Source organism: Ornithinimicrobium sediminis (assembly GCF_021272345.1).
Taxonomy (GTDB): Bacteria; Actinomycetota; Actinomycetes; order Actinomycetales; family Dermatophilaceae; genus Ornithinicoccus; species Ornithinicoccus sediminis_B.
Genome location: NZ_JAJSDQ010000002.1, coordinates 451,257 through 470,073, shown reverse-complemented (window position 1 = coordinate 470,073; position 18,817 = coordinate 451,257). Strand labels below are relative to the sequence as shown.

Here is an 18,817-nt window from a genome sequence, read left to right as displayed (position 1 = left end):
ATGGGATTCGGTGGGTGACGTGGGTCGTGGTGGGCAGGGGGTCAGAGGGCGACGCGCAGCATGGACAGGCCGGGGTACACCGCGAACAGGACAGTCACCGGGAGGACGAGGAAGACAACGGGCACCATCATGGCGATCTCCCGCTTGCCGCCCTCCTCGATCAAGGCCTGGCGCGCGGCCTCCCGGGCGTCCTGCGCCTGAGCTCGCAGCACCTCCCCCAGGGGCGTGCCGCGCTGCACCGCCACGACGATCCCGTCGACGAAGCGCGTCAGTGGCGCAAGGCCGGTGCGCCGGCTTACCCCTTGCAGCGCCTCCACCAGCGGTGTGCCGGTCCGTGTCTGGGCCAGACACAGCTCCAGCTCGGCGGCGAGCTCGCCACCGGAGAGGCGGGTGATCCGTTCCAGCGCCTGGGGTGTGCTCTCCCCGGCGGTCACCGCGAGCGCGAGCAGCTCGGCCAGCGCCGGGAACTCGGCCATCAGGCGACTCTCGCGTCGCTCGGCAGCGCGGCTCAGCCCCCAGTCGCGCACCATGACGCCACCGAGGGTCGCGCAGCCCACGACGACCGCGAGCGCACCCAGGCTCGCGCCACGGGTCCACCACAGCAGGGACCCCGCCGCCGCCGCCAGGATGCCCGCCCCGATGCCCCAGATGACCTGCTGGATCCGGAAACCCTCCACGTCCGGGGCCAGGCCGGCACGCTGCAGGCGCAGGTGCACGGACTCCCTTCCTCCCAGGAGCCGGTCGACCATCGCGGCGGCACGGGTGGCGAACGGTGCGAGCAGGCCGCGGTGGTGCGCAACGGCAGGGTCGAGCAGGAGCCGCGAACGACGCGGAGCCTGGTCGAGGTAGGGCGCGATGCGCTGGGACAGGTCGACGCCGCGGGTGACCGGTGCACCCGCCACCATCAGCAGCACACCGACCCCGAACACGGCACCGGCCAGCGCACCTGCGGCACTGAGGGAGGAGCTCATCGCAGGACCCTCTGCTCTCGCGGCAGCCGTCCGATCCGCACCATCACGCGGTAGGCCACGAGCGACACGGCCGCCCCCAGCGCGAGCACCAGCACACCGCTCGGTTCGCGGTAGGCCACCAGGGCCGAACCTCGGGTGGCCATCAGGGCCAGCACCACCCACGGCGCAGCCATGGCGAGCCGCGCCGCGTTGACCGTCCAGCTCTGGCGGGCCTCCAGCTCGGCACGTGACCGGGCGTCCTCACGCAGGAAGGTGGACAACGTCCGCAGCACGCGGCCGAGGTCGCTGCCTCCGACCTCACGGGCGATGCGCAACGCCTCGACGAGCCGGTCGGCCACGGGGTCCGCCAGGCGTGACTTGAGCCGGTCGAGGGCCTCGGAGAACCTCCCGGTCGCGCGGTAGTCGTCGGCGAAGTCGCAGAAGGGCTGCCGCAGCTCGGTGGGGCCCCTCTCCCCCAGCTGGACCAGCGCCTCCGGCAGCGCAAGACCGGCCCGCACCGCAGAGGCCACGTGGTCGACCACGTCCGGCCACACGTCCCGCAGCTGTGCGCGTCGCTTGCGCGCCCTGGCCCGGACCAGCGCCAGCGGCGCGTAGCCGGCCATCACCGCGAAGGCCAGCGCGATGGCCGGGACCGCCGTCATCGCCAGGACGAGGAGGAAGACGAGTGCCCCTGCGACGCCACAGGCCGCCAGGAGTGCCAGCGGGCCGAGCCCGCGGATCTCGGCCACAGCGATCTCGTCGGCCAGACGCGCGGTGAAGGACCGCCGCACCCGGCCCACCGGCCTGGGCGGGGCGGGCCAGAAGGACCACCAGATGCACGCCAGCCCGACGCCGAGCAGAAGCCCGAGCAGGATGCCGCTCACCCGCGACCTCCCAGGAGGTCGACCAGGTCGAACCCCGCACGGTGGAAGCGGTCCTCGTGGGGCGGGTAGCCGTCGGCCCGGACCAGGTCACCCTCACGCCGGACGAAGAGGTCAGCCGTCTCGACGACCTCGCCTTCGGTGCGGCCCGGCAGAGCCACAATCTCCTGGACCGTGCGGTGACCGTCGGCCTGCAGAGCCACCTGCACCACCACGTCGACCGAGGCCGCGACGGTGGGCACCACGAAGCTGCTGCTGACGTTGGTGCCGGCCAGGAGGGGCAGGGTGCACATCTTCGTCACCGCCTCCCGGGCACTGTTGGCGTGGACGGTGCACATGCCCGGCAGCCCGCTGTTGAGCGCGATGAGGAGGTCCAGGCTCTCCGCCTGCCGGACCTCGCCGACGACGATGCGCGAGGGCCGCATGCGCAGCGCCTCCTTGACCAGACGGCGGAGCGGGATCTCACCCGTGCCCTCGAGCCCGGCCTGACGGCACTGCAGGGACGCGACGTCGCGCAGCGGCAGCTTCAGCTCGAAGACCTCCTCGCAGGTCACGACCCGCTCCTGCTGGGGGATCGCCGAGGCCAGGCAGTTGAGCATCGTGGTCTTGCCGGCCTGTGTGCCACCGGCGACCAGCACGTTGAGGCCACTGGCCACCGCTGCCGCCAGGAACCGCGCTGCCTGCGCGGTGAGGCTGCCCAGGCGCACCAGGTCCTCCAGGTCGTCGGCCGCCACGACGAACTTGCGGATGTTGACGGCCCAGTGGCGCCGGGTGATGTCGGGGATCACGACGTGCAGCCGCGACCCGTCGGGCAGCGAGGCGTCGACGAAGGGGGAGCTGAGGTCGACCCGTCGGCCGGAGGTGCGCAGCATCCGCTCGACCAGGTCGTGCACCTGCGTCTCGGTGAGCAACGTCGGTGTGAGCTCGGAGCGACCGTGTCGGGCCACGAAGACCCGGCTCGGCTCGTTGATCCAGATCTCCTCGACGGACGGGTCGTCGAGATACGGCTGGAGGGGTCCGTAGCCGGCCACGGCGTCCAGCAGCACCCGTCCGGTCTCCTCCGGGTCTGCCAGCGGCGTGACGCCGCCGAGCAGCGCACGCTCCTCGTACTCGGTCACCGCCTCGCTGATGAGGTGGCGCACCGCGACGTCGTCACGTGCCGGGTCGAGCCGGCGTCGCCGGATGAGCTCGCGGACGTCGTCCTCGAGCAGGGCGACAGCGCTCGCAGACATGGACGGTCCCTCCTCCTGACGTTGGGGGGTGGACCGCCCCCTCCGGCCGTCCACCCGCGGGTATCAAACCCGACCCGCACAGCCAGAAAAGCAGACTTGACCAAGATTTTGCCTGGTGCTGACCGAACCTGTGGACAACCGCAATCGTGCTGAGACCTGTGGACGAGAGACTGCCGTGTCCGCGCTGCGAGAGCACGGCCACGGCAGCTGCCGGTGAGGATCCCTGGGGTGTGTCAGCCCTCGCGGCGTGCGGCGTCGTTGGCCTGCACGGTCGCCACGCACAGGCCCTGGTTCTTGAACTCGAACGCCGCGAAGCCGCCGTCCTTGCAGCCCTCGGCCGTCCTGGGGGCGGTCAGCACCGGAGACACCGCGAGGTCGAAGTCGACACCGACGTCCGGACCGTCGCCGGCGTTGTACGACGTGTCCCACCCCGGGTGCGCGCCGCTGCCCAGCTCGGTCTCGACGACGATGTCGGTGGGCACGATGGTGCCGTAGGAGTCCGTGACAGTCTGCCCGTTGACGTCCAGCGTCATACAGCCGTCGGCGGTGGCCGCGTCCGCCGCGTCACTGGCACAGTCGGCCGGGTCCAGGGTGCCGTCGACCGTGAACCGGACGTTTAGCATCCCGTCCGCGAGGTCACCGGGGGACAACCTGACGAACCGCTGCACGTTCTCACCGCCGCCGGCGTCACCGTCGGTGACGCCCACGGTGTAGTAGGTCCCGTCGAACGCCACGTAGATGCCTACGGCTGCCTTGTCACCACGGTCACCCGCCATCAGGGCGTCCGCGTCGTGCAGGCCGATGACCGCCACCTGCCCGGCTTCCGTCATGTCGGAGACGTCGAGAGCTCCTCGCATCGTCACCGGCCCGTCCTCCGGGGACTCGGTGAGGATGTAGGGACTGCCCCACTGGTACCACGGCGAGTAGCCGTCCGGCGCGGGGTCCCCGACGTAGCGCAGGTGCCGTCCGTCGTAGCCGTCCGTGGTGCTGACGTTCTCCCCCGCCGTGCCGCTGATCGTCGCGGACGGCCCCGTAGCCCAGGCGGCGGGGGCCAGCAGGCCGACCGCAGCGATACCCGTGACAGCCAGAAGTGTGCGCCTCATGAAGATCTCCTCGGTGTAGGTGTGTTCTTGCGCACACTGGCACAGGTCGCGACCGGAACGAGTGCCGTGAGCAGCAAACTGTCGCAGCTCCGGCTGATTCATGCGAATCGCCGACTCCGACACGGGCACAAGGAGACCCACGTCTTGCCCCATTCTTCGCAGCGATCCCGACCAGGCTTCAGACGGCTCATCGGGGTCCATTCCTGCGGCGCCCTTCGCCCGGCAGCTCAGCGGTTGGCGATGCCCTCCGGCGCACAGACGAAGTGGGCGACCAGGGCCGTCCACCCGGTCTGGTGCGAGGCGCCCAGGCCGGTGCCGTCGTCGCCGTTGAAGTACTCGCTGAACGTGGGGTGGGCGTCCCACAGCGGCCCGCTCGGGTGGTGTCTCGGCGTGCTCGGCCGTCGCCCGTCCGGACCGGCCCGGAAGAGGCCGACCAGCCGCTGCTCGAGCTCCCGGGCGACGTCGGTGACGTGCAGCTGCCGGCCCGACCCCGTCGGCAGCTCCAGGTGTGCCGTGGCACCGGCGCCGCGGCCGTAGGTGCGCAGGGCGTCGGTGAGCAGGGCGTTGACCGGCAGCCAGACGGGGCCGCGCCAGTTGGAGTTGCCACCGAACATGTACGACCGCGACTCCGCCGGCTCGTAGGCCAGGCTGAGGCTGCGCCCGCCCAGGTCGGTCTGCACGCCGCCCCGGTGGGCCGCCGAGAGCGAGCGGATGCCGTGCGGGGACAGGAACTCCTCCTCGTCGAGCAGGGCCCGCATCAGCGCGAGCCACTGGTCCCGCGAGACCAGCGAGAGGGTGCGCAGGGTCTGGCCCTGGTGGCTGGTGTGGATGAGGCTGTCGGCCAGCTCGGGCCGGCGCTCGGTCCAGCCCTGGAAGAAGTCGGTGAGGTCGGGCAGCTCGGAGGCCACCCAGTCGGGCACGAGCATCACCCCGGCCAGCGGCAGCAGGCCCACCATGGAGCGCACGGGCAGCCGGTGGGCGGTGCCGTGCTCGTCGACCAGGATGTCGTGGAAGAACTCGTCGCCGCCGTCCCACAGCGACTCATGGGCGCTGCCGAAGTCGTCCATCGACTCCGAGATCGCCAGGAAGTGGGTGAGGAACTTGGTGGCGACCTCGTCCCACGCGTCGTCCTCGCGGGCCAGCTCGACCGCCATCCGCAGCATCCGCAGGCAGAACATGCCCATCCACGCGGTGGCGTCGGCCTGCTCCAGGCGCTGGCCGTCCGGCAGCGGCTGGCTGCGGTCGAACAGCCCGATGTTGTCCAGCCCGAGGAAGCCGCCCTCGAAGACGTGCGAACCCTCGGCGTCCTTGCGGTTCACCCACCACGGGAAGTTGAGGAGCATCTTGAGCACGACTCGCTGCAGGAACCCCCGGTCCCGGCACCCGTCGATGGCGTACACCTGCCACGCGGCCCAGGGGTGCACCGGCGGGTTGACGTCGGAGAAGTTCCACTCGTAGGCCGGTAGCTGGCCGTTGGGGTGCATCGCCCACTCCCGGCACATCAGCAGCAGCTGCCACTTCGAGAACGCGGGGTCGACGTGCGCCAGGGCCACGCAGTGGAAGGCGGTGTCCCAGGTGGCGAACCACGGGTACTCCCACTCGTCGGGCATGGAGATGACGTCGCTCAGGTCGACGTGCCGCCAGTCGGTGTTGCGACCGACGTGCTGCGCGGCGCGCTGCGGCGGTGGCGGCGGCCCGGCCGGGTCGCCTGCGAGCCACTGGGCGACGTCGTAGATGTAGAGCTGCTTGCCCCACTGCAGCCCGGCGAACGCGCGCCGGGCGATGAAGGCGTCCTCGGCCGGGGTGTCCTCGGGGAGGACGGCGGCGTAGAACGCGTCGGCCTCCGCTCGCCGGGTCGCCAGCACCTGCTCGAAGTCGGCGACCGGGTCGGGCGCTCCGTCGGTGTCGGTCAGCCGCAGCCGCACCGACACGCTCTCCCCCGGCGGCACGGAGTCGAAGGACCACCACAGGGCGGCCTTCGTGCCGGTCAGCGCGGGGTTGCCGGCGTCCTCACCGTGCACCACGGCCCGGTCGACCGCGTCCTTCGGGTATGCCGTGCGCTCACCGGCCTCGGCCTGCTCGCCCCACAGCGCGCTCGCGTTGGACTCGTTGTCGCAGAACACCAGCCGGGGGTCGCCCTCGTGCGGGTGGCGCTCGGCGACGAGGCGCACCCGGCCGAGCTCGTGGTGGTCGGCGTGCAGCGCGACATACCCCTCCGTGTCCGGGGCCACGCTCAGGCGCGGCCGCCTGTCGTCCAGCCCCCACGACCAGGTGTTGCGGAACCAGATCTGCGGCACGAGGTGCACCGGAGCCGCCTCGGGCCCGTGGTTGGTGGCCGTGACCTCGATGCAGATGTCCGAGGGCGAGGCCTTCGCGTGGGTCACCTCGACGTCGAAGAAGCGGTCACCGTCGAGCACCCCGGTGTCGGCGAGCTCGAACTCCTCGTCCTGCTTGCCGCGGGCAGCGTTCTGCGCCACCAGCCCGGCATACGGGAACGGGGCCTGCGGGTAGCGGTAGAGCCAGCGGGCGAAGCTGTGCGTCGGCGTGCCGTCCAGCGCCCACCAGTGCTCCTTGACGTCCTCGGCGTGGTTGCCCTGCGGCCCGGTGAGCCCGAACAGCCGCTCCTTGAGCCGGTCGTCGCGGCCGTTCCACAGGGCCACCCCGACGTTGAGGTGGCCGTCGAGGTCGCAGAGGCCGGCGAGCCCGTCCTCCCCCCAGCGGTAGGCCCGCAGGTGAGCGTGGTCGAAGGGGAAGTGCCGCCAGGCGTCGCCGTCGGCGGAGTAGTCCTCGCGGACCGTGCCCCACTGCCGGGCAGAGACGTAGGGCCCCCACTGCCGCCAGGCGGCGCGCGGGTCGTCGGACTCTGCCAGTCTGCGGTGCTCAGCGGTCACGCAGCACAGCCTGACACAGCGGCCCTGGTGAGCGGTGCGGTCAGCGGCCCCGGACCCCTGCCAGCAGATGGGGGTGATGGGCCTCGACAACGTTGGGGTGTGCCCGCACCCGGCTCTTGAGCGCGTTCTCGCCGTAGACGCCGAGGATCGGGTTGTCCGGGTCCAGCGTGATGCCCGGCGCCTGCGCCGCGAGCTCTGCGGGCAGGGTCAGCTTGGGGAAGACCGCATCGAGCGCCGGGTTGTGGAAGTAGGGCACCGAGACCCGGTCGGTGCCCGGCTCCGGGTCCAGCACACGGTGGTGCGTCGCCTTGAGGTAGCCGTCGGTCGCCCACTCGAGCATCTCGCCGATGTTGACGATGAGCGCGCCCTCGACCGGCGGCGCGTCCAGCGGCCGGCCGTGCCGCTCGACCTGCAGGCCGCGCTTGCCCGGCTCGACCAGCAGCAGGGTGAGCACGCCGAAGTCGTTGTGCCAGCCCACACCCTGCTCGGTGCCACCCTCGACCCGCCCGGGGTAGCGGATGAGCTTGGTCAGGGTGGCGGGGTGCTCGCCGAAGGTGGCGTCGAAGACGTCACGCGCCTGGCCGAGGGACTCAGCCCACTCGGCGAGCAGCCGGGTGGCGACGCCGGTCAGGGTCGCGTTCCACTCCTCGACCACCGTGCGCAGCCGCGGCAGCGCGGCAGGCCACAGGTTCGGCCCCTGCAGCACCCCGTAGTCAGGCCCCTCGGGGAGCACCGGCAGCTCGGGCCCGATGTCGATCTGCTCACGCCAGTCGACCTGGCCCTGGGTGAGCTCGCCCCCCACCCGGGTGTAGCCCCGGAAGTGCGGGCTGCGGGTGTTCTCGATCGACAGCTTGTCCCGCTCGGGGAGGGCGAAGAGCTCACGGGAGACGGCGACGATGTCGTCCATCAGGGCTGTCGGGATGCCGTGGTCGACGAGGTAGAAGAAGCCGTAGTCGTGGGTGGCCTGCCGCAGGTCCGTGCGGAACTGCGCGGCGGTGGCGGGGTCCGAGGCCCGGGCGAGGGACAGGACGGGCAGGGACTCGGTGCTGGTGGTCATGGCGAGGTCCTTCGGGTATGCGGTGACGCGAGCACGTGGTCGACGACGTGCCCACATATCGCTAATGCTGAGTGATGATATGCATAACCCGTTGAAGCAGCACAACCTTCCCAGCTGTCTCACGGCCCTCGGGGACCGGTCTACGGCACGAGTCGGACGTCCACCCCGTCCAGCTCGGCACGGAAGCCGTCGTCCTGGACGGCGACCTCCTGCAGCACCAGGCCCGATGGCAGGCCCTCGATCTCGTGCTCGATGGTGACCAGCCGGCGCACGACCGCCGCCGTGCCCTGCGACAGGAAGTCGGGGCCACCCAGGTCGATCGAGCGCGGCTCGACGAGGAGCCGGCCGTCGACGACCTCGACGGTGCCGGTGGCCACGGCACGCAGCTCCCTGCCGAGGACCTCGACGGTGCGCACCACCATGGCCTGGCCCCCTTCGGTGGCGCTCACCACCGTGTCGTCGCCGAGCTCGGCGGCGACGACCTCGAAGGGCACCGTCGCGTCCACGGTGACGGTGGCTGCGACCAGCCCGGCCGGACCGGTGACCACGTCCTGGGCGAGCGCACGGACGTCGCGCAGCCTCGACTCGGGCGTGACCACCGTCCCGGCGTCCAGCACGAGGTCGGCCAGCCAGACGTCGTCCTCCCCGAGGTCGTCGGGTGGCTGCCTGCCGGGCGCAGTGCCGGCATCCCCCGGTGACGGCTGCACAGGTCCGCCTCCAGCGTCGTCCGCCGGGTCGCTGAGCACCCACCACAGGACCACCACAGCGGCTACCAGGAGGAGCAGCATCCCCACCGCACCGGTCAGCCAGTCCTTCACACGAGAGCGTTCCACCCGGACAGTGTGCGCCGTCCTGACCCGCCAGGCGGCGTGACGGGTCCGGCCCTCCCGCCGAGACCGGGGTCGGGCGGGCGTAGGGTGGCAGGTGGAGCCACTCGGCTTCCGAACTGAGGAGCCTCGTATGGCCGACAAGTCACCCCGCCAGTCCATGTCCAAGAAGTCCGGCAAGTCCCTCAAGGAGAAGCGGGCGGAGAAGCACGCCAAGGACGCCGCGAGCACCCACATCGAGATCGACTCACGCGGCAAGAAGCGCTGACACGCGGCGCGGCCTGGCGCACTCGCGTCGCTCGGCCAACCCGGACGATGTCGCTTCCGATCACCTGGCACGCCTCGGCATCCCGTGCTCGGCGACCCACCGCCGTGACAGCCGGGCGACACTCCTCCAGGCACGGTAAGCGTGGGACGGCGCCCTTTTCTGCAACTGAATCCTTCGCCTTCTCTGAGTCTCAGCGCGCTTTTTGCTTGTCTCGGCGACGAACGGGTTGACAGGATGGGGCCGTGAGCCAACAGCCGGGCACCCCCACCCCTGTCCTCGACGACGTGTCGCTGTCCATCATCGAGCAGCTGCGGGAGGACGGCCGGCGCTCCTACGCCGCCATCGCCACTGCGGTGGGGCTCTCGGAAGCAGCCGTGCGGCAGCGTGTGCAGCGCCTCCGGGACCGGGGACTCGTCAAGATCGTGGCCGTGACCGACCCGTCACACCTGGGCTTGACCCGTCAGGCGATGGTCGGCATCCGTGCCCGCGGCCCACTCGACCCGGTGGCCGACCTCATCGCCGAGATGCCGGAGAGCGAGTCCGTCGTGGTCACGGCGGGCTCGGTGGACCTGCTGGTGGAGGTGGTCTGCCACAGTGACGCGCACCTGGTGGAGGTCCTCGGCCGCATTCGCGACATCGAGGCGGTGGTCGCCACGGAGACCTTCGTCTACCTGCAGCTGCGCAAGCAGTCCTACGCGTGGGGCTCGCACTGACCGGCAGCGGCCGGCCGGTGCGAGCTCAGACGGCGTAGCTGCCGAGCAGACCGTGCAGGTCCGGTGACACCTTCGCCGTGAGGCGGGTGCCCTCCCCGTTGTGCTCCTCCACGACGACCTCGCCCTCGGCGTGCACCCGGCTCACCAGGTCGCCGCGGTCGTAGGGCAGCAGCACGTCCACCAGGATGTCCGGCCGGGGCAGCTGTGCCTCCACGGCCTGGACGAGCCCCGCGACGCCCGCGCCGGTGCGTGCGGACACCAGCACCGCGTCGGGGTAGGCGCGCGCCAGCCGGTCGAGTGTGTCCTGCTCGGCCAGGTCGACCTTGTTGACCGCGATGATCTCGACCATGTCGGTCGCCTCCACCTCGGCCAGCACCTCGTGCACCGCGGCCACCTGACCCTCCGGGTCGGGGTGCGACCCGTCGACGACGTGCAGCAGCACATCGGCGTCGGCGGCCTCCTCCAGTGTGGAGCGGAAGGCCTCCACGAGCTGGTGCGGCAGCTGGCGCACGAAGCCGACGGTGTCCGCGAGCGTGTAGGGCCGGCCGTCCTGGGTCTCGGCCCGTCGCACGGTCGGGTCCAGCGTGGCGAAGAGCTGGTCCTCGACCAGCACGCCGGCACCGGTGAGCCTGTTGAGCAGAGAGGACTTGCCGGCGTTGGTGTAGCCGACGATCGCCACGGACGGCACATGGTGCGCCCTCCGGGAGGACCGCTTGGTGTCCCGGGTGGTCTTCATCCCGGCGATGTCCCGGCGGAGCTTGGAGATGCGCTGGTTGATGCGTCGGCGGTCGAGCTCGATCTTCGTCTCGCCCGGGCCGCGCGATCCGATGCCCTCACCTCCGGCCACGCGTCCACCTGCCTGGCGGGACATCGACTCACCCCAGCCGCGCAGCCGTGGCAGCAGGTACTGCAGCTGCGCCAGCTCCACCTGGGCACGGCCTTCGCGTGACTTGGCGTGCTGGGCGAAGATGTCCAGGATCAGGGCCGTGCGGTCGATGACCTTGACCTTGACGACGTCCTCCAGCGCACGGCGCTGCGACGGGGCCAGCTCGGTGTCGCAGACCACGGTGTCGGCGCCCTCGGCCAGCACGATGTCGCGCAGCTCCATCGCCTTGCCGGAGCCGAGGTAGGTCGCGGGGTCGGGCTTCTGCCGGTGCTGGAGCACACCGTCGAGCACCGTCGAGCCGGCGGTCTCGGCGAGCGCCGCGAGCTCGAGCATCGAGTTCTCGGCGTCCTGCAGGGTGCCGTCTGTCCAGACCCCGGCGAGCACGACACGCTCGAGCCGCAGCTGGCGGTACTCGACCTCGGAGACGTCCGCGAGCTCCGTGGACAGGCCCGCGACGCGGCGGAGCGCTGCGCGCTCCTCACGGTCGAGCTGGTCGCCGTCGTAGGACCGGTGGTCCTCGGCGAGGTGGTGGTCGTGGACGGTCTCCTGGTCGTGGTCCGTCCCGTCTACCAGAGTGGTGCGGGCGGTGTCGTGGTGCGAGGTCATGGTCTCCTTCGGGTCGACCCTCAGCGTCTCACCAGTAGAACGCCTGCGGCCACTGATTTCCTCCCGGCCGTAGAATCCGCGGGTGACCGGCGACCACTACTTCACCGCCCGGCCCGCCTCGGACGGGGAGCTGCGCGAGCGCACCGTCCACCTCGCGGGTCGGTCGGTCGAGGTGCTCACGGCAGGGGGCGTCTTCTCCCCCGAAGGTCTCGACAAGGGCACCGCGGTGCTGCTGCGCTCCGTGCCCTCCCCCCCGGAGCGCGGCACGTTCCTCGACCTCGGCTGCGGCTGGGGACCGCTGGCGCTCACCCTGGGGCTGGCGTCACCCCAGGCCCGGGTGTACGCCGTGGACGTCAACCACCGCGCGCTCGACCTGGCGCGACGCAACGCCGAGCGCCTCGGCTGCTCCCGGGTGCTCGCCTGTGAGCCCGGGGAGGTGCCCGACGACGTGCGCTTCGACCTCATCTGGGCCAACCCGCCCATCCGGGTGGGCAAGGCGGCCCTGCACGAGATGCTGCAGCACTGGCTGCCACGGCTGGCGCCGGGCGGCACGGCATACCTGGTGGTGAGCCGTCACCTCGGCGCCGACTCGCTCCAGGCCTGGCTCGCGACGACCTTCCCGCGCATGGAGGTGTCCCGCACCGCGAGCGCCAAGGGCTTCCGCGTGCTGCAGCTGGCAGCCTGAGCAGCTGCAGCGCATGGGTGGATGCGCACCGGGCCCCACCCCCGCAGGCCTGGTGCGACGCACCCGCCCCACAGCATGAGACAGATCACACATTCAGGTAAGGCTGTCCATGACCACACCCCCGGTGGGATCGTGGAGTATGGGCAGGAAGCCGGCCTGGATGCTCGCGGCAGTGGTGGCCGTGATCGTGCTGGTGGCTGTCGTCGCCGCGATCGTGCGCGCCACCCAACCCTCAGCCGACCTGGACCTCTCGACCCCCGAGGGCACGGTCCAGACCTTCCTGGAGGCGACCTTCGCCCACGACTACGAGCGGGCCGCTGCGCTCCTCGACCCCGAAGGACGCTGCACTCTCGAGGACCTGGAGCGTGGCTACCACGACACGTCCGGCACCGTCGCTCTGATCGAGACCACCACGACCGACACCGGTGCCCGGGTGCAGGTCGAGATCACCTGGACGGACGGACCGTTCGGCATCGGAGGCTACTCCGAGCCGCAGACCTACCGCCTCACCCCGGACGGCGACGGCTGGGTGATCCTGGGGGTCCCCTGGCCCCTCTGGAGCTGCGGAGCTGACCTCTGATGGAGGTGCGCCGCTTCTTCCAGTACCTCCTCCTCCTCGGCCTGCTGGTGGTCGCCTCACTCGGTGTCGTCGGTCTGCTCGGACCCGTGCTGGAGACCTCGGCGGTCGTCGCAGCCCCGTCGGAGACGGCCCGGTCCATCACCTTCGCCGCCATCGGCGTGCCGCTGCTCGTCGGTCTGGCCTGGTGGACCAGGAAACGGCTGGCCGAGGACCCTGCTGAGGCGCGGTCCTTCGGCTGGACCGCCTACCTCGTCCTCGCCACGGTGGTCTCCCTGGTCACCGCTCTGGTGGCCCTCGTCGGGGTCCTGGGCTGGGTGGTCGGTGTGGAGGCCTACTCCGGTCGGACCCTGGCCTCGCTCCTCGTCTGGGGCGCCCTCTGGTGGTTCCACTGGTGGGTCGGCCCTCGGGTGACAGCCCCCGAGAACCTGGTGCTCCAGGACTTCGTGGGCTCCCTGATCGGTCTCGGCGTCGCCGCCTCGGGCCTCGTGGGTCTGCTGACCGCGTCCCTCGACACCTTCACGGGCATCTCGGACGACGTGGTCGTCACCGCCTCAGGCGACCCGCTGCGGCGGGGTGCCGTGCTCCTGCTCACCGGCGCGCTCGTCTGGGGTGTCTACTGGCTGGCCGGCCTGTCACGTCGGCATGGTCCCCTGCACCTGGTCTACGTGCTGCTGGCAGGCGTGGGCGCCGGCCTGGTGGCGACCCTGGTCTCCCTGAGCGTCGCGGGCTGGACCGTGCTCGTCTGGCTGGTCGGTGACCCGAGGACGAGCAGCGCCGCGGAGCACTTCTCCGGGACCTCCTCGGCGGTGGCGACCGCCGCGGTGGGACTCGTGGTGTGGTGGTACCACCAGGCCGTGCTGGCACAGCAGCGCACGACGGAGCGCACGGAGGTGGAGCGCGTCTACGACCACCTCATGTCGGGGCTGGGTCTCGGGGCCGCCGCCGTCGGCCTGACGATGGTGGTCGTCGCCCTGGTCGAGGCTCTGGCGGGGCGGTCGGACCTGCTGGTCGGCAGCACCGTGGTCAACACGCTGCTGGCAGCGATGACGCTGCTGGTCGTCGGCACACCGGTGTGGCTGCTGCACTGGCGTCGCGCCCAGCGGGCGGCCTCCGCCTCGACCGCGGAGGTGGCCTCGCCGGTGCGCCGTGCCTACCTCGTGGTCCTCGTCGGTCTCGGCGGCGTCACCGCCGTGGTCGCGCTGCTCACCGGGGTCTACCTCGTGCTCGACGACCTCCTGCGGGGACAGGTCGGCGCGGCGACGCTGCGGGAGACCGGGTTCGCCATCGGCATGCTGGTCACCGCCGGCGCCGTCTCCGCCTACCACGGACAGGTCTTCCGCGCCGACCGCGCCCGGCTGCCGCACCGTGACCGGCACCGGCGCACCAGGTGGGTGCTGCTCGCCGGGCCTGCCGACGCGACACTCGGCCGAGCCGTCGCCGCTCGCACCGGCACGGCGGTGCAGATCGTGCACCGGACCGACCTGGAGGGCCAACGGCCGTGGGACGTGGAGGACGTCGTGCGGGCGGTCGAGTCGGCCGGGCAGAGCGACGTGCTGGTGCTGGACGAGGCCGACGGGCCACACGGCATCCCTATCCAGCGCGTATGAGCGCCAGCGCTCGGCCGACCCGGTCGGGCGCGTCGTGCTCCACCCACCGGATCCGCGGGTCGGCGCCGAACCACGCCTCCTGGCGCCGTGCGAACCGTCGGGTCGCGAGCACGGTCTGCTCCTGCGCCTGCTCCTCCGTCAGTATCCCGTCCAGCTGAGCCAAAGCCTGGGCGTAGCCGAGCGCACGCGCGGCGGTGCGACCCCGGCGCAGCCCCAGCGTGTCGAGGTGGGCGACCTCCTCCAGCAGTCCGTCACGCCACATCCGGAGCACCCGCCCGGCGATGCGCGCAGCCAGCACCGGGCGGGGAGCCCGCAGCCCGACCATGACGGTCGGCTGCAGCAGCTCGCGCGTGGGCAGGGTCGCACTGAACGGCCGCCCGGTCAGCTCGACCACCTCCAGGGCTCGCACGATCCGCCGCCCGTTCCCGGGCTCGACCCGGTCGGCCGCGACGGGGTCCCGCTCGCGCAGCACGGCATACAGCTCCGCCACCCCACGCTCGGCGAGGGCCGCCTCCCACCGCGCCCGCACCACCGGGTCGGTCGGGGGAATCTCAAGACGGTCCAGGAGGGCCCGGACGTAGAGGCCGGACCCACCGACCACGACCGGCCGTCGTCCGGCCGCGCGGACCCCCGCCAGGTCGGCCCTGGCGTGCATCTGGTAGGCAGCCACGCTCGCCTCGTCGGTCACCTCCAGGACGTCCAGCTGGTGGTGCGGGATGCCGCGGCGCTGCCCGACGGGAGTCTTGGCCGTGCCGATGTCCATGCCCCGGTAGAGCTGCGAGGCGTCGGCGTTGACGATCTCCCCGTCCAGCGTCTCGGCCAGGTCGAGCGCCAGGTCACTCTTGCCGGTCGCCGTCGCGCCGACGACGGCCACGACGGGTGGCCCCTGGGCTGACACTGACACGCGGGCAGTCTGGCACGCATACTGGCCGGATGACCGGCACCCCGATCGAGCTGCACGTCCTTGCCGACAGCACCGGCGACACCGCCGCCCGGGTGGCGCGCGCCACGGCAGCGCAGTATGCGGGGTGGGACGTGCGGATCATCCGGCACCCGCGCCTGTCGTCGGCCGAGAGCGTCGAGGGGGTCCTCTCCCGGCTGGACCCCTCGCGCATCAGGACGGTGGTCTTCTCGACGATCGTGGAGGAGTCGCTGCGGCATCTCGTCGTCGCTCGCTGCGAGGAACGACGCATCCCGCACGCCGACCTGCTCGACTCCGCCGTCACCGCCATGCAGCAGGCGACCGGAGCCGACCCTGAGCGGGTCGTGCGCCCCGTGGGGGTCGGTGAGGACTACTTCAAGCGCATCCACGCCATGGAGTTCGCCGTCGCCAACGACGACGGACAGCTGCACAACTCGATCCACGAGGCCGACATCGTGCTGATCGGGGTCTCCCGGTCGGGCAAGACACCCTTGTCGATGTACCTCGGCTACCTCGGCTACCGCACGGCCAACATCCCGATCGTCGCCGGGATCGCGCCGCCACCCCAGCTCTTCGAGGTCGAGCGATGGAAGATCGTGGGCCTCACGATCGACCCCGAGCGGCTCCAGGCAATCCGTGCCCGCCGGGTGCAGACGCTCGGGTCACGGGCCAACCGGGACGGCTACAGCGAGCTGGGACGCATCTTCCACGAGCTCGACGAGGTCGCCGCGCTGCAGCGCCGTCTGGGGTGCCCGGTGATCGACACCACTGCGCTGGCCCTGGAGGAGGCCGCAGGCAGAGTGATCGAGATCATCGAGCACCGGAAGGACACCGCGACGGCCTGACCGATAGCCTCCGAGTACAGCAATGGAGCTAGGAGTTGTGATGACCACGCCTGCCGCGTCTACGTCCCCTGTCCGCTACCTCTACGACCTCGCCGACGGGGACGCCAGCATGCGTTCCCTACTGGGGGGCAAGGGGTCCAACCTGGCCGAGATGACCCGCCTGGGGATCCCGGTGCCCGACGGGTTCACCGTGAGCACCGCGGCCTGCATCGCCACCATGAAGGCCGGAGGGACGTGGCCCGAGTCGCTGTGGGACGAGACGCTGGCCGCCCTCGACCGGCTCGAGCAGCGCACCGGCCGGACCCTGGGCTCCCCCGACCGGCCGCTGCTGCTCTCCGTGCGCTCGGGTGCGGTCTTCTCGATGCCGGGCATGATGGACACGATCCTCAACCTGGGCATCAGCGACGAGACCGTGGACGCCCTCGGCGCCGAGTCGGACAACCCGCGCTTCGCCTGGGACTCCTACCGTCGGTTCATCCAGATGTACGGCGACGTCGTCGAGGGTGTGCCTGCCTATGCCTACGAGGACGCGCTGAGCGCGATGAAGCGCCAGCGCGGCGTCGAGCAGGACACCGACCTGACCACCAAGGACCTCAAGGAGCTCGTCGAGCAGTTCAAGGCGGTCTCCCGTGAGCACATGGGCACCGAGCTCCCGAGCGACCCCAAGGACCAGCTCAGGCGTTCCATCGGGGCCGTCTTCGACTCGTGGCTGACCCCTCGGGCCGGCGTCTACCGCCGCGCCCACGGCATCCCGGACGACCTCGGCACCGCTGTCAACGTCATGCAGATGGTGTTCGGCAACCGGGGGGACACCTCCGCCACCGGCGTGTGCTTCACCCGCAACCCGTCCACCGGTGCGAGGGAGCTCTACGGCGAGTTCCTGCTCAACGCCCAGGGGGAGGACGTCGTCGCCGGCATCCGCACGCCGCGGCCGCTGGCCGAGATGGAGGAGACGCTGCCGCAGGCGTTCGGCGAGCTGGTGGCCACCATGGAGCGGCTGGAGCAGCACTACGGCGACATGCAGGACATCGAGTTCACCGTGGAGGAAGGCACCCTCTACCTGCTGCAGACACGCACCGGCAAGCGCACCGCACCGGCCGCCTTCAAGGTGGCCCGAGACCTCGTGGAGGAGGGGGTCATCACGCGCGAGCAGGCGCTGCGCCGCATCGAGCCGGCCCAGCTCGACCAGCTCCTGCACCCTGCCATCGACCCCGACCACGGGCAGAGCCCCATCACCAGGGGGCTCAACGCCTCCCCCGGTGCTGCCGTGGGCGAGATCGTCTTCGACGCCGACACGGCGGAGGAGCGTGGCAAGGCGGGTGACGCGGTGGTCCTCGTGCGCTGGGAGACCACCCCCGACGACATCGCCGGCGTCATCGTCGCGCAGGGCGTGCTGACCACCCACGGCGGCATGACCTCGCACGCCGCCGTGGTGGCACGGGGCATGGGCAAGCCCTGTGTCGCCGGCGCCGCCGGCATCAAGATCGACACCGCCGCAAAGCAGGTCACCGTCGGTGACCTCGTGCTCGAGGAGGGCGACGTGATCACCCTCGACGGCACGACCGGAGAGGTCTACGCCGGAGCGCTCGAGCTGGTGCCACCCCAGGTCAACGAGGACTTCGAGGCCGTCGTCGGCTGGGCCGACGACGTGCGCCGGATGTCCGTGCGCGCGAACGCCGACACCGGTGAGGACGCCGCCAAGGCCCGTGAGTTCGGGGCCGAGGGCATCGGCCTGTGCCGCACCGAGCACATGTTCATGGCCGAGGACCGGCTCCCCGCGGTGCGCAGGATGATCCTGGCCGACGACGAGACCGAGCGGCACGCAGCGCTGGAGACCATCCTGCCGATGCAGCAGGAGGACTTCCAGGCCATCTTCACCGCGATGTCAGGCCTGCCGGTGACCATCCGTCTGCTCGACCCCCCGTTGCACGAGTTCCTGCCCGACCTCGTCGAGCAGTCGCTCACCGTGCAGCGGCTGGAGCTGCAGGGCGGCTCGGAGGAGCAGCTGAAGCACGAGCGCCACCTGCTGGCCCAGGTCAAGAAGCTCACCGAGATGAACCCCATGCTCGGCACCCGAGGGGTCAGGCTGGCCCTGCTCTACCCCGAGATCCCGCAGATGCAGGTGCGGGCGATCGCCCGCGCCGCGTTCGCGGTCAAGGACGCCGGCGGTGAGCCGGTCGTGGAGATCATGGTCCCGCTCGTGGGATACGCCGAGGAGCTACGGCGCATGCGCGAGCTGGTGGAGGAGACCCTCGCCGAGGAGTTCCAGACCGCCGGTCATCGCTTCGACTACACCGTCGGCACCATGATCGAGCTGCCCCGGGCAGCGGTCGTCGCCGAGCAGATCGCCGAGCACGCCGACTTCTTCTCCTTCGGCACCAACGACCTGACCCAGACCGGCATCGGCATCTCCCGTGACGATGCCGAGGGCAGCTTCCTTGCCGCTTACGTCGACTCCGACGTGCTCCCCGACAACCCCTTCGCCACCATCGACGTCGAGGGTGTCGGCGGCCTGGTGCGCCTCGGCGTCGAGGGCGGGCGGGCCGCCAAGCCGGACCTCAAGCTGGGCGTCTGTGGCGAACACGGTGGTGACCCTGCCTCGATCGGCTTCTTCGAGTCGCTCGGCATGAGCTACGTGTCCTGCTCGCCCTACCGCGTCCCCATCGCGCGGTTCTCGGCCGCGCGGGCCGTCCTCGACGGGCAGGGCTGACCTGCATCACCGGAGGCGGCCCGGCACCCCTGCGGTGCCGGGCCCGCCTCCGTC

Annotated in this window: 16 protein-coding genes; 7 read left to right on the top strand and 9 right to left on the bottom strand. The window is 71.4% G+C overall.

The features are described from left to right. Nucleotides 1-41: 41 nt before the first annotated feature. The 7 genes from LVO85_RS06605 to LVO85_RS06575 form a co-directional block, all read right to left on the bottom strand. Entirely contained in the window at nt 42-971 is a 930-nt protein-coding gene (locus LVO85_RS06605) for a type II secretion system F family protein (RefSeq protein WP_232746611.1), read from the bottom strand. Further along, nucleotides 968-1,834: a type II secretion system F family protein gene (locus LVO85_RS06600; RefSeq protein WP_232746610.1), complete on the bottom strand. Its 867-nt coding sequence runs from the start codon at nt 1,832-1,834 to the stop codon at nt 968-970. The genes LVO85_RS06605 and LVO85_RS06600 overlap by 4 nt, the downstream gene beginning before the upstream one ends. After that, nucleotides 1,831-3,063, bottom strand: a complete 1,233-nt coding sequence (locus LVO85_RS06595) for a CpaF family protein (RefSeq protein ID WP_232746609.1) — start codon at nt 3,061-3,063, stop codon at nt 1,831-1,833. The genes LVO85_RS06600 and LVO85_RS06595 overlap by 4 nt, the downstream gene beginning before the upstream one ends. 233 nt (nt 3,064-3,296) lie before the next feature. Further along, nucleotides 3,297-4,166 carry a hypothetical protein gene (locus LVO85_RS06590; protein ID WP_232746608.1) on the bottom strand — a complete coding sequence of 290 codons (870 nt, stop codon included), beginning with the start codon at nt 4,164-4,166 and terminating at the stop codon, nt 3,297-3,299. A 227-nt stretch (nt 4,167-4,393) separates the two neighbouring features. After that, the gene (locus tag LVO85_RS06585; protein ID WP_232746607.1) at nt 4,394-7,057 is read right to left on the bottom strand and encodes an MGH1-like glycoside hydrolase domain-containing protein; all 2,664 of its coding nucleotides are present in this window, start codon (nt 7,055-7,057) and stop codon (nt 4,394-4,396) included. 40 nt (nt 7,058-7,097) lie between these two features. After that, entirely contained in the window at nt 7,098-8,114 is a 1,017-nt protein-coding gene (locus tag LVO85_RS06580) for an isopenicillin N synthase family dioxygenase (protein ID WP_232746606.1), read from the bottom strand. Nucleotides 8,115-8,254: 140 nt separating this feature from the next. After that, nucleotides 8,255-8,947 carry an LmeA family phospholipid-binding protein gene (locus LVO85_RS06575; RefSeq protein WP_232746605.1) on the bottom strand — a complete coding sequence of 231 codons (693 nt, stop codon included), beginning with the start codon at nt 8,945-8,947 and terminating at the stop codon, nt 8,255-8,257. A gap of 127 nt (nt 8,948-9,074) precedes the next feature. On the opposite strand from LVO85_RS06575, the gene LVO85_RS16700 reads away from it, so the two are divergent. Then, complete coding sequence (locus tag LVO85_RS16700) at nt 9,075-9,209, top strand: hypothetical protein (protein WP_269813045.1); 135 nt, start codon at nt 9,075-9,077, stop codon at nt 9,207-9,209. A gap of 242 nt (nt 9,210-9,451) precedes the next feature. Next, nucleotides 9,452-9,922, top strand: a complete 471-nt coding sequence (locus LVO85_RS06570; RefSeq protein ID WP_232746604.1) for an Lrp/AsnC family transcriptional regulator — start codon at nt 9,452-9,454, stop codon at nt 9,920-9,922. A 25-nt stretch (nt 9,923-9,947) separates the two neighbouring features. On the opposite strand, the gene hflX is transcribed toward LVO85_RS06570, so the two are convergent. After that, entirely contained in the window at nt 9,948-11,414 is a 1,467-nt protein-coding gene (gene hflX, locus LVO85_RS06565) for a GTPase HflX (RefSeq protein WP_232746603.1), read from the bottom strand. 82 nt (nt 11,415-11,496) lie between these two features. On the opposite strand from hflX, the gene LVO85_RS06560 reads away from it, so the two are divergent. The 3 genes from LVO85_RS06560 to LVO85_RS06550 all read left to right on the top strand — a co-directional run bounded on the left by LVO85_RS06560 (nt 11,497) and on the right by LVO85_RS06550 (nt 14,286). Further along, nucleotides 11,497-12,099, top strand: a complete 603-nt coding sequence (locus LVO85_RS06560; RefSeq protein WP_232746602.1) for a class I SAM-dependent methyltransferase — start codon at nt 11,497-11,499, stop codon at nt 12,097-12,099. Between the two features lie 139 nt (nt 12,100-12,238). Then, nucleotides 12,239-12,679: a hypothetical protein gene (locus LVO85_RS06555; protein WP_232746601.1), complete on the top strand. Its 441-nt coding sequence runs from the start codon at nt 12,239-12,241 to the stop codon at nt 12,677-12,679. Continuing rightward, nucleotides 12,679-14,286 carry a DUF5671 domain-containing protein gene (locus tag LVO85_RS06550; RefSeq protein ID WP_232746600.1) on the top strand — a complete coding sequence of 536 codons (1,608 nt, stop codon included), beginning with the start codon at nt 12,679-12,681 and terminating at the stop codon, nt 14,284-14,286. Before LVO85_RS06555 ends, LVO85_RS06550 begins: the two co-directional genes overlap by 1 nt. Here the strand turns inward: LVO85_RS06550 and miaA are convergent. After that, nucleotides 14,270-15,190 carry a tRNA (adenosine(37)-N6)-dimethylallyltransferase MiaA gene (miaA, locus tag LVO85_RS06545; RefSeq protein WP_408637674.1) on the bottom strand — a complete coding sequence of 307 codons (921 nt, stop codon included), beginning with the start codon at nt 15,188-15,190 and terminating at the stop codon, nt 14,270-14,272. The genes LVO85_RS06550 and miaA overlap by 17 nt on opposite strands. A 29-nt stretch (nt 15,191-15,219) precedes the next feature. On the opposite strand from miaA, the gene LVO85_RS06540 reads away from it, so the two are divergent. Further along, the gene (locus tag LVO85_RS06540) at nt 15,220-16,053 is read left to right on the top strand and encodes a pyruvate, water dikinase regulatory protein (RefSeq protein WP_232746599.1); all 834 of its coding nucleotides are present in this window, start codon (nt 15,220-15,222) and stop codon (nt 16,051-16,053) included. Nucleotides 16,054-16,093: 40 nt separating this feature from the next. Continuing rightward, nucleotides 16,094-18,763, top strand: coding sequence for a pyruvate, phosphate dikinase (gene ppdK, locus LVO85_RS06535; RefSeq protein WP_232746598.1), 2,670 nt, complete (start codon nt 16,094-16,096; stop codon nt 18,761-18,763). Nucleotides 18,764-18,817: the final 54 nt, after the last annotated feature.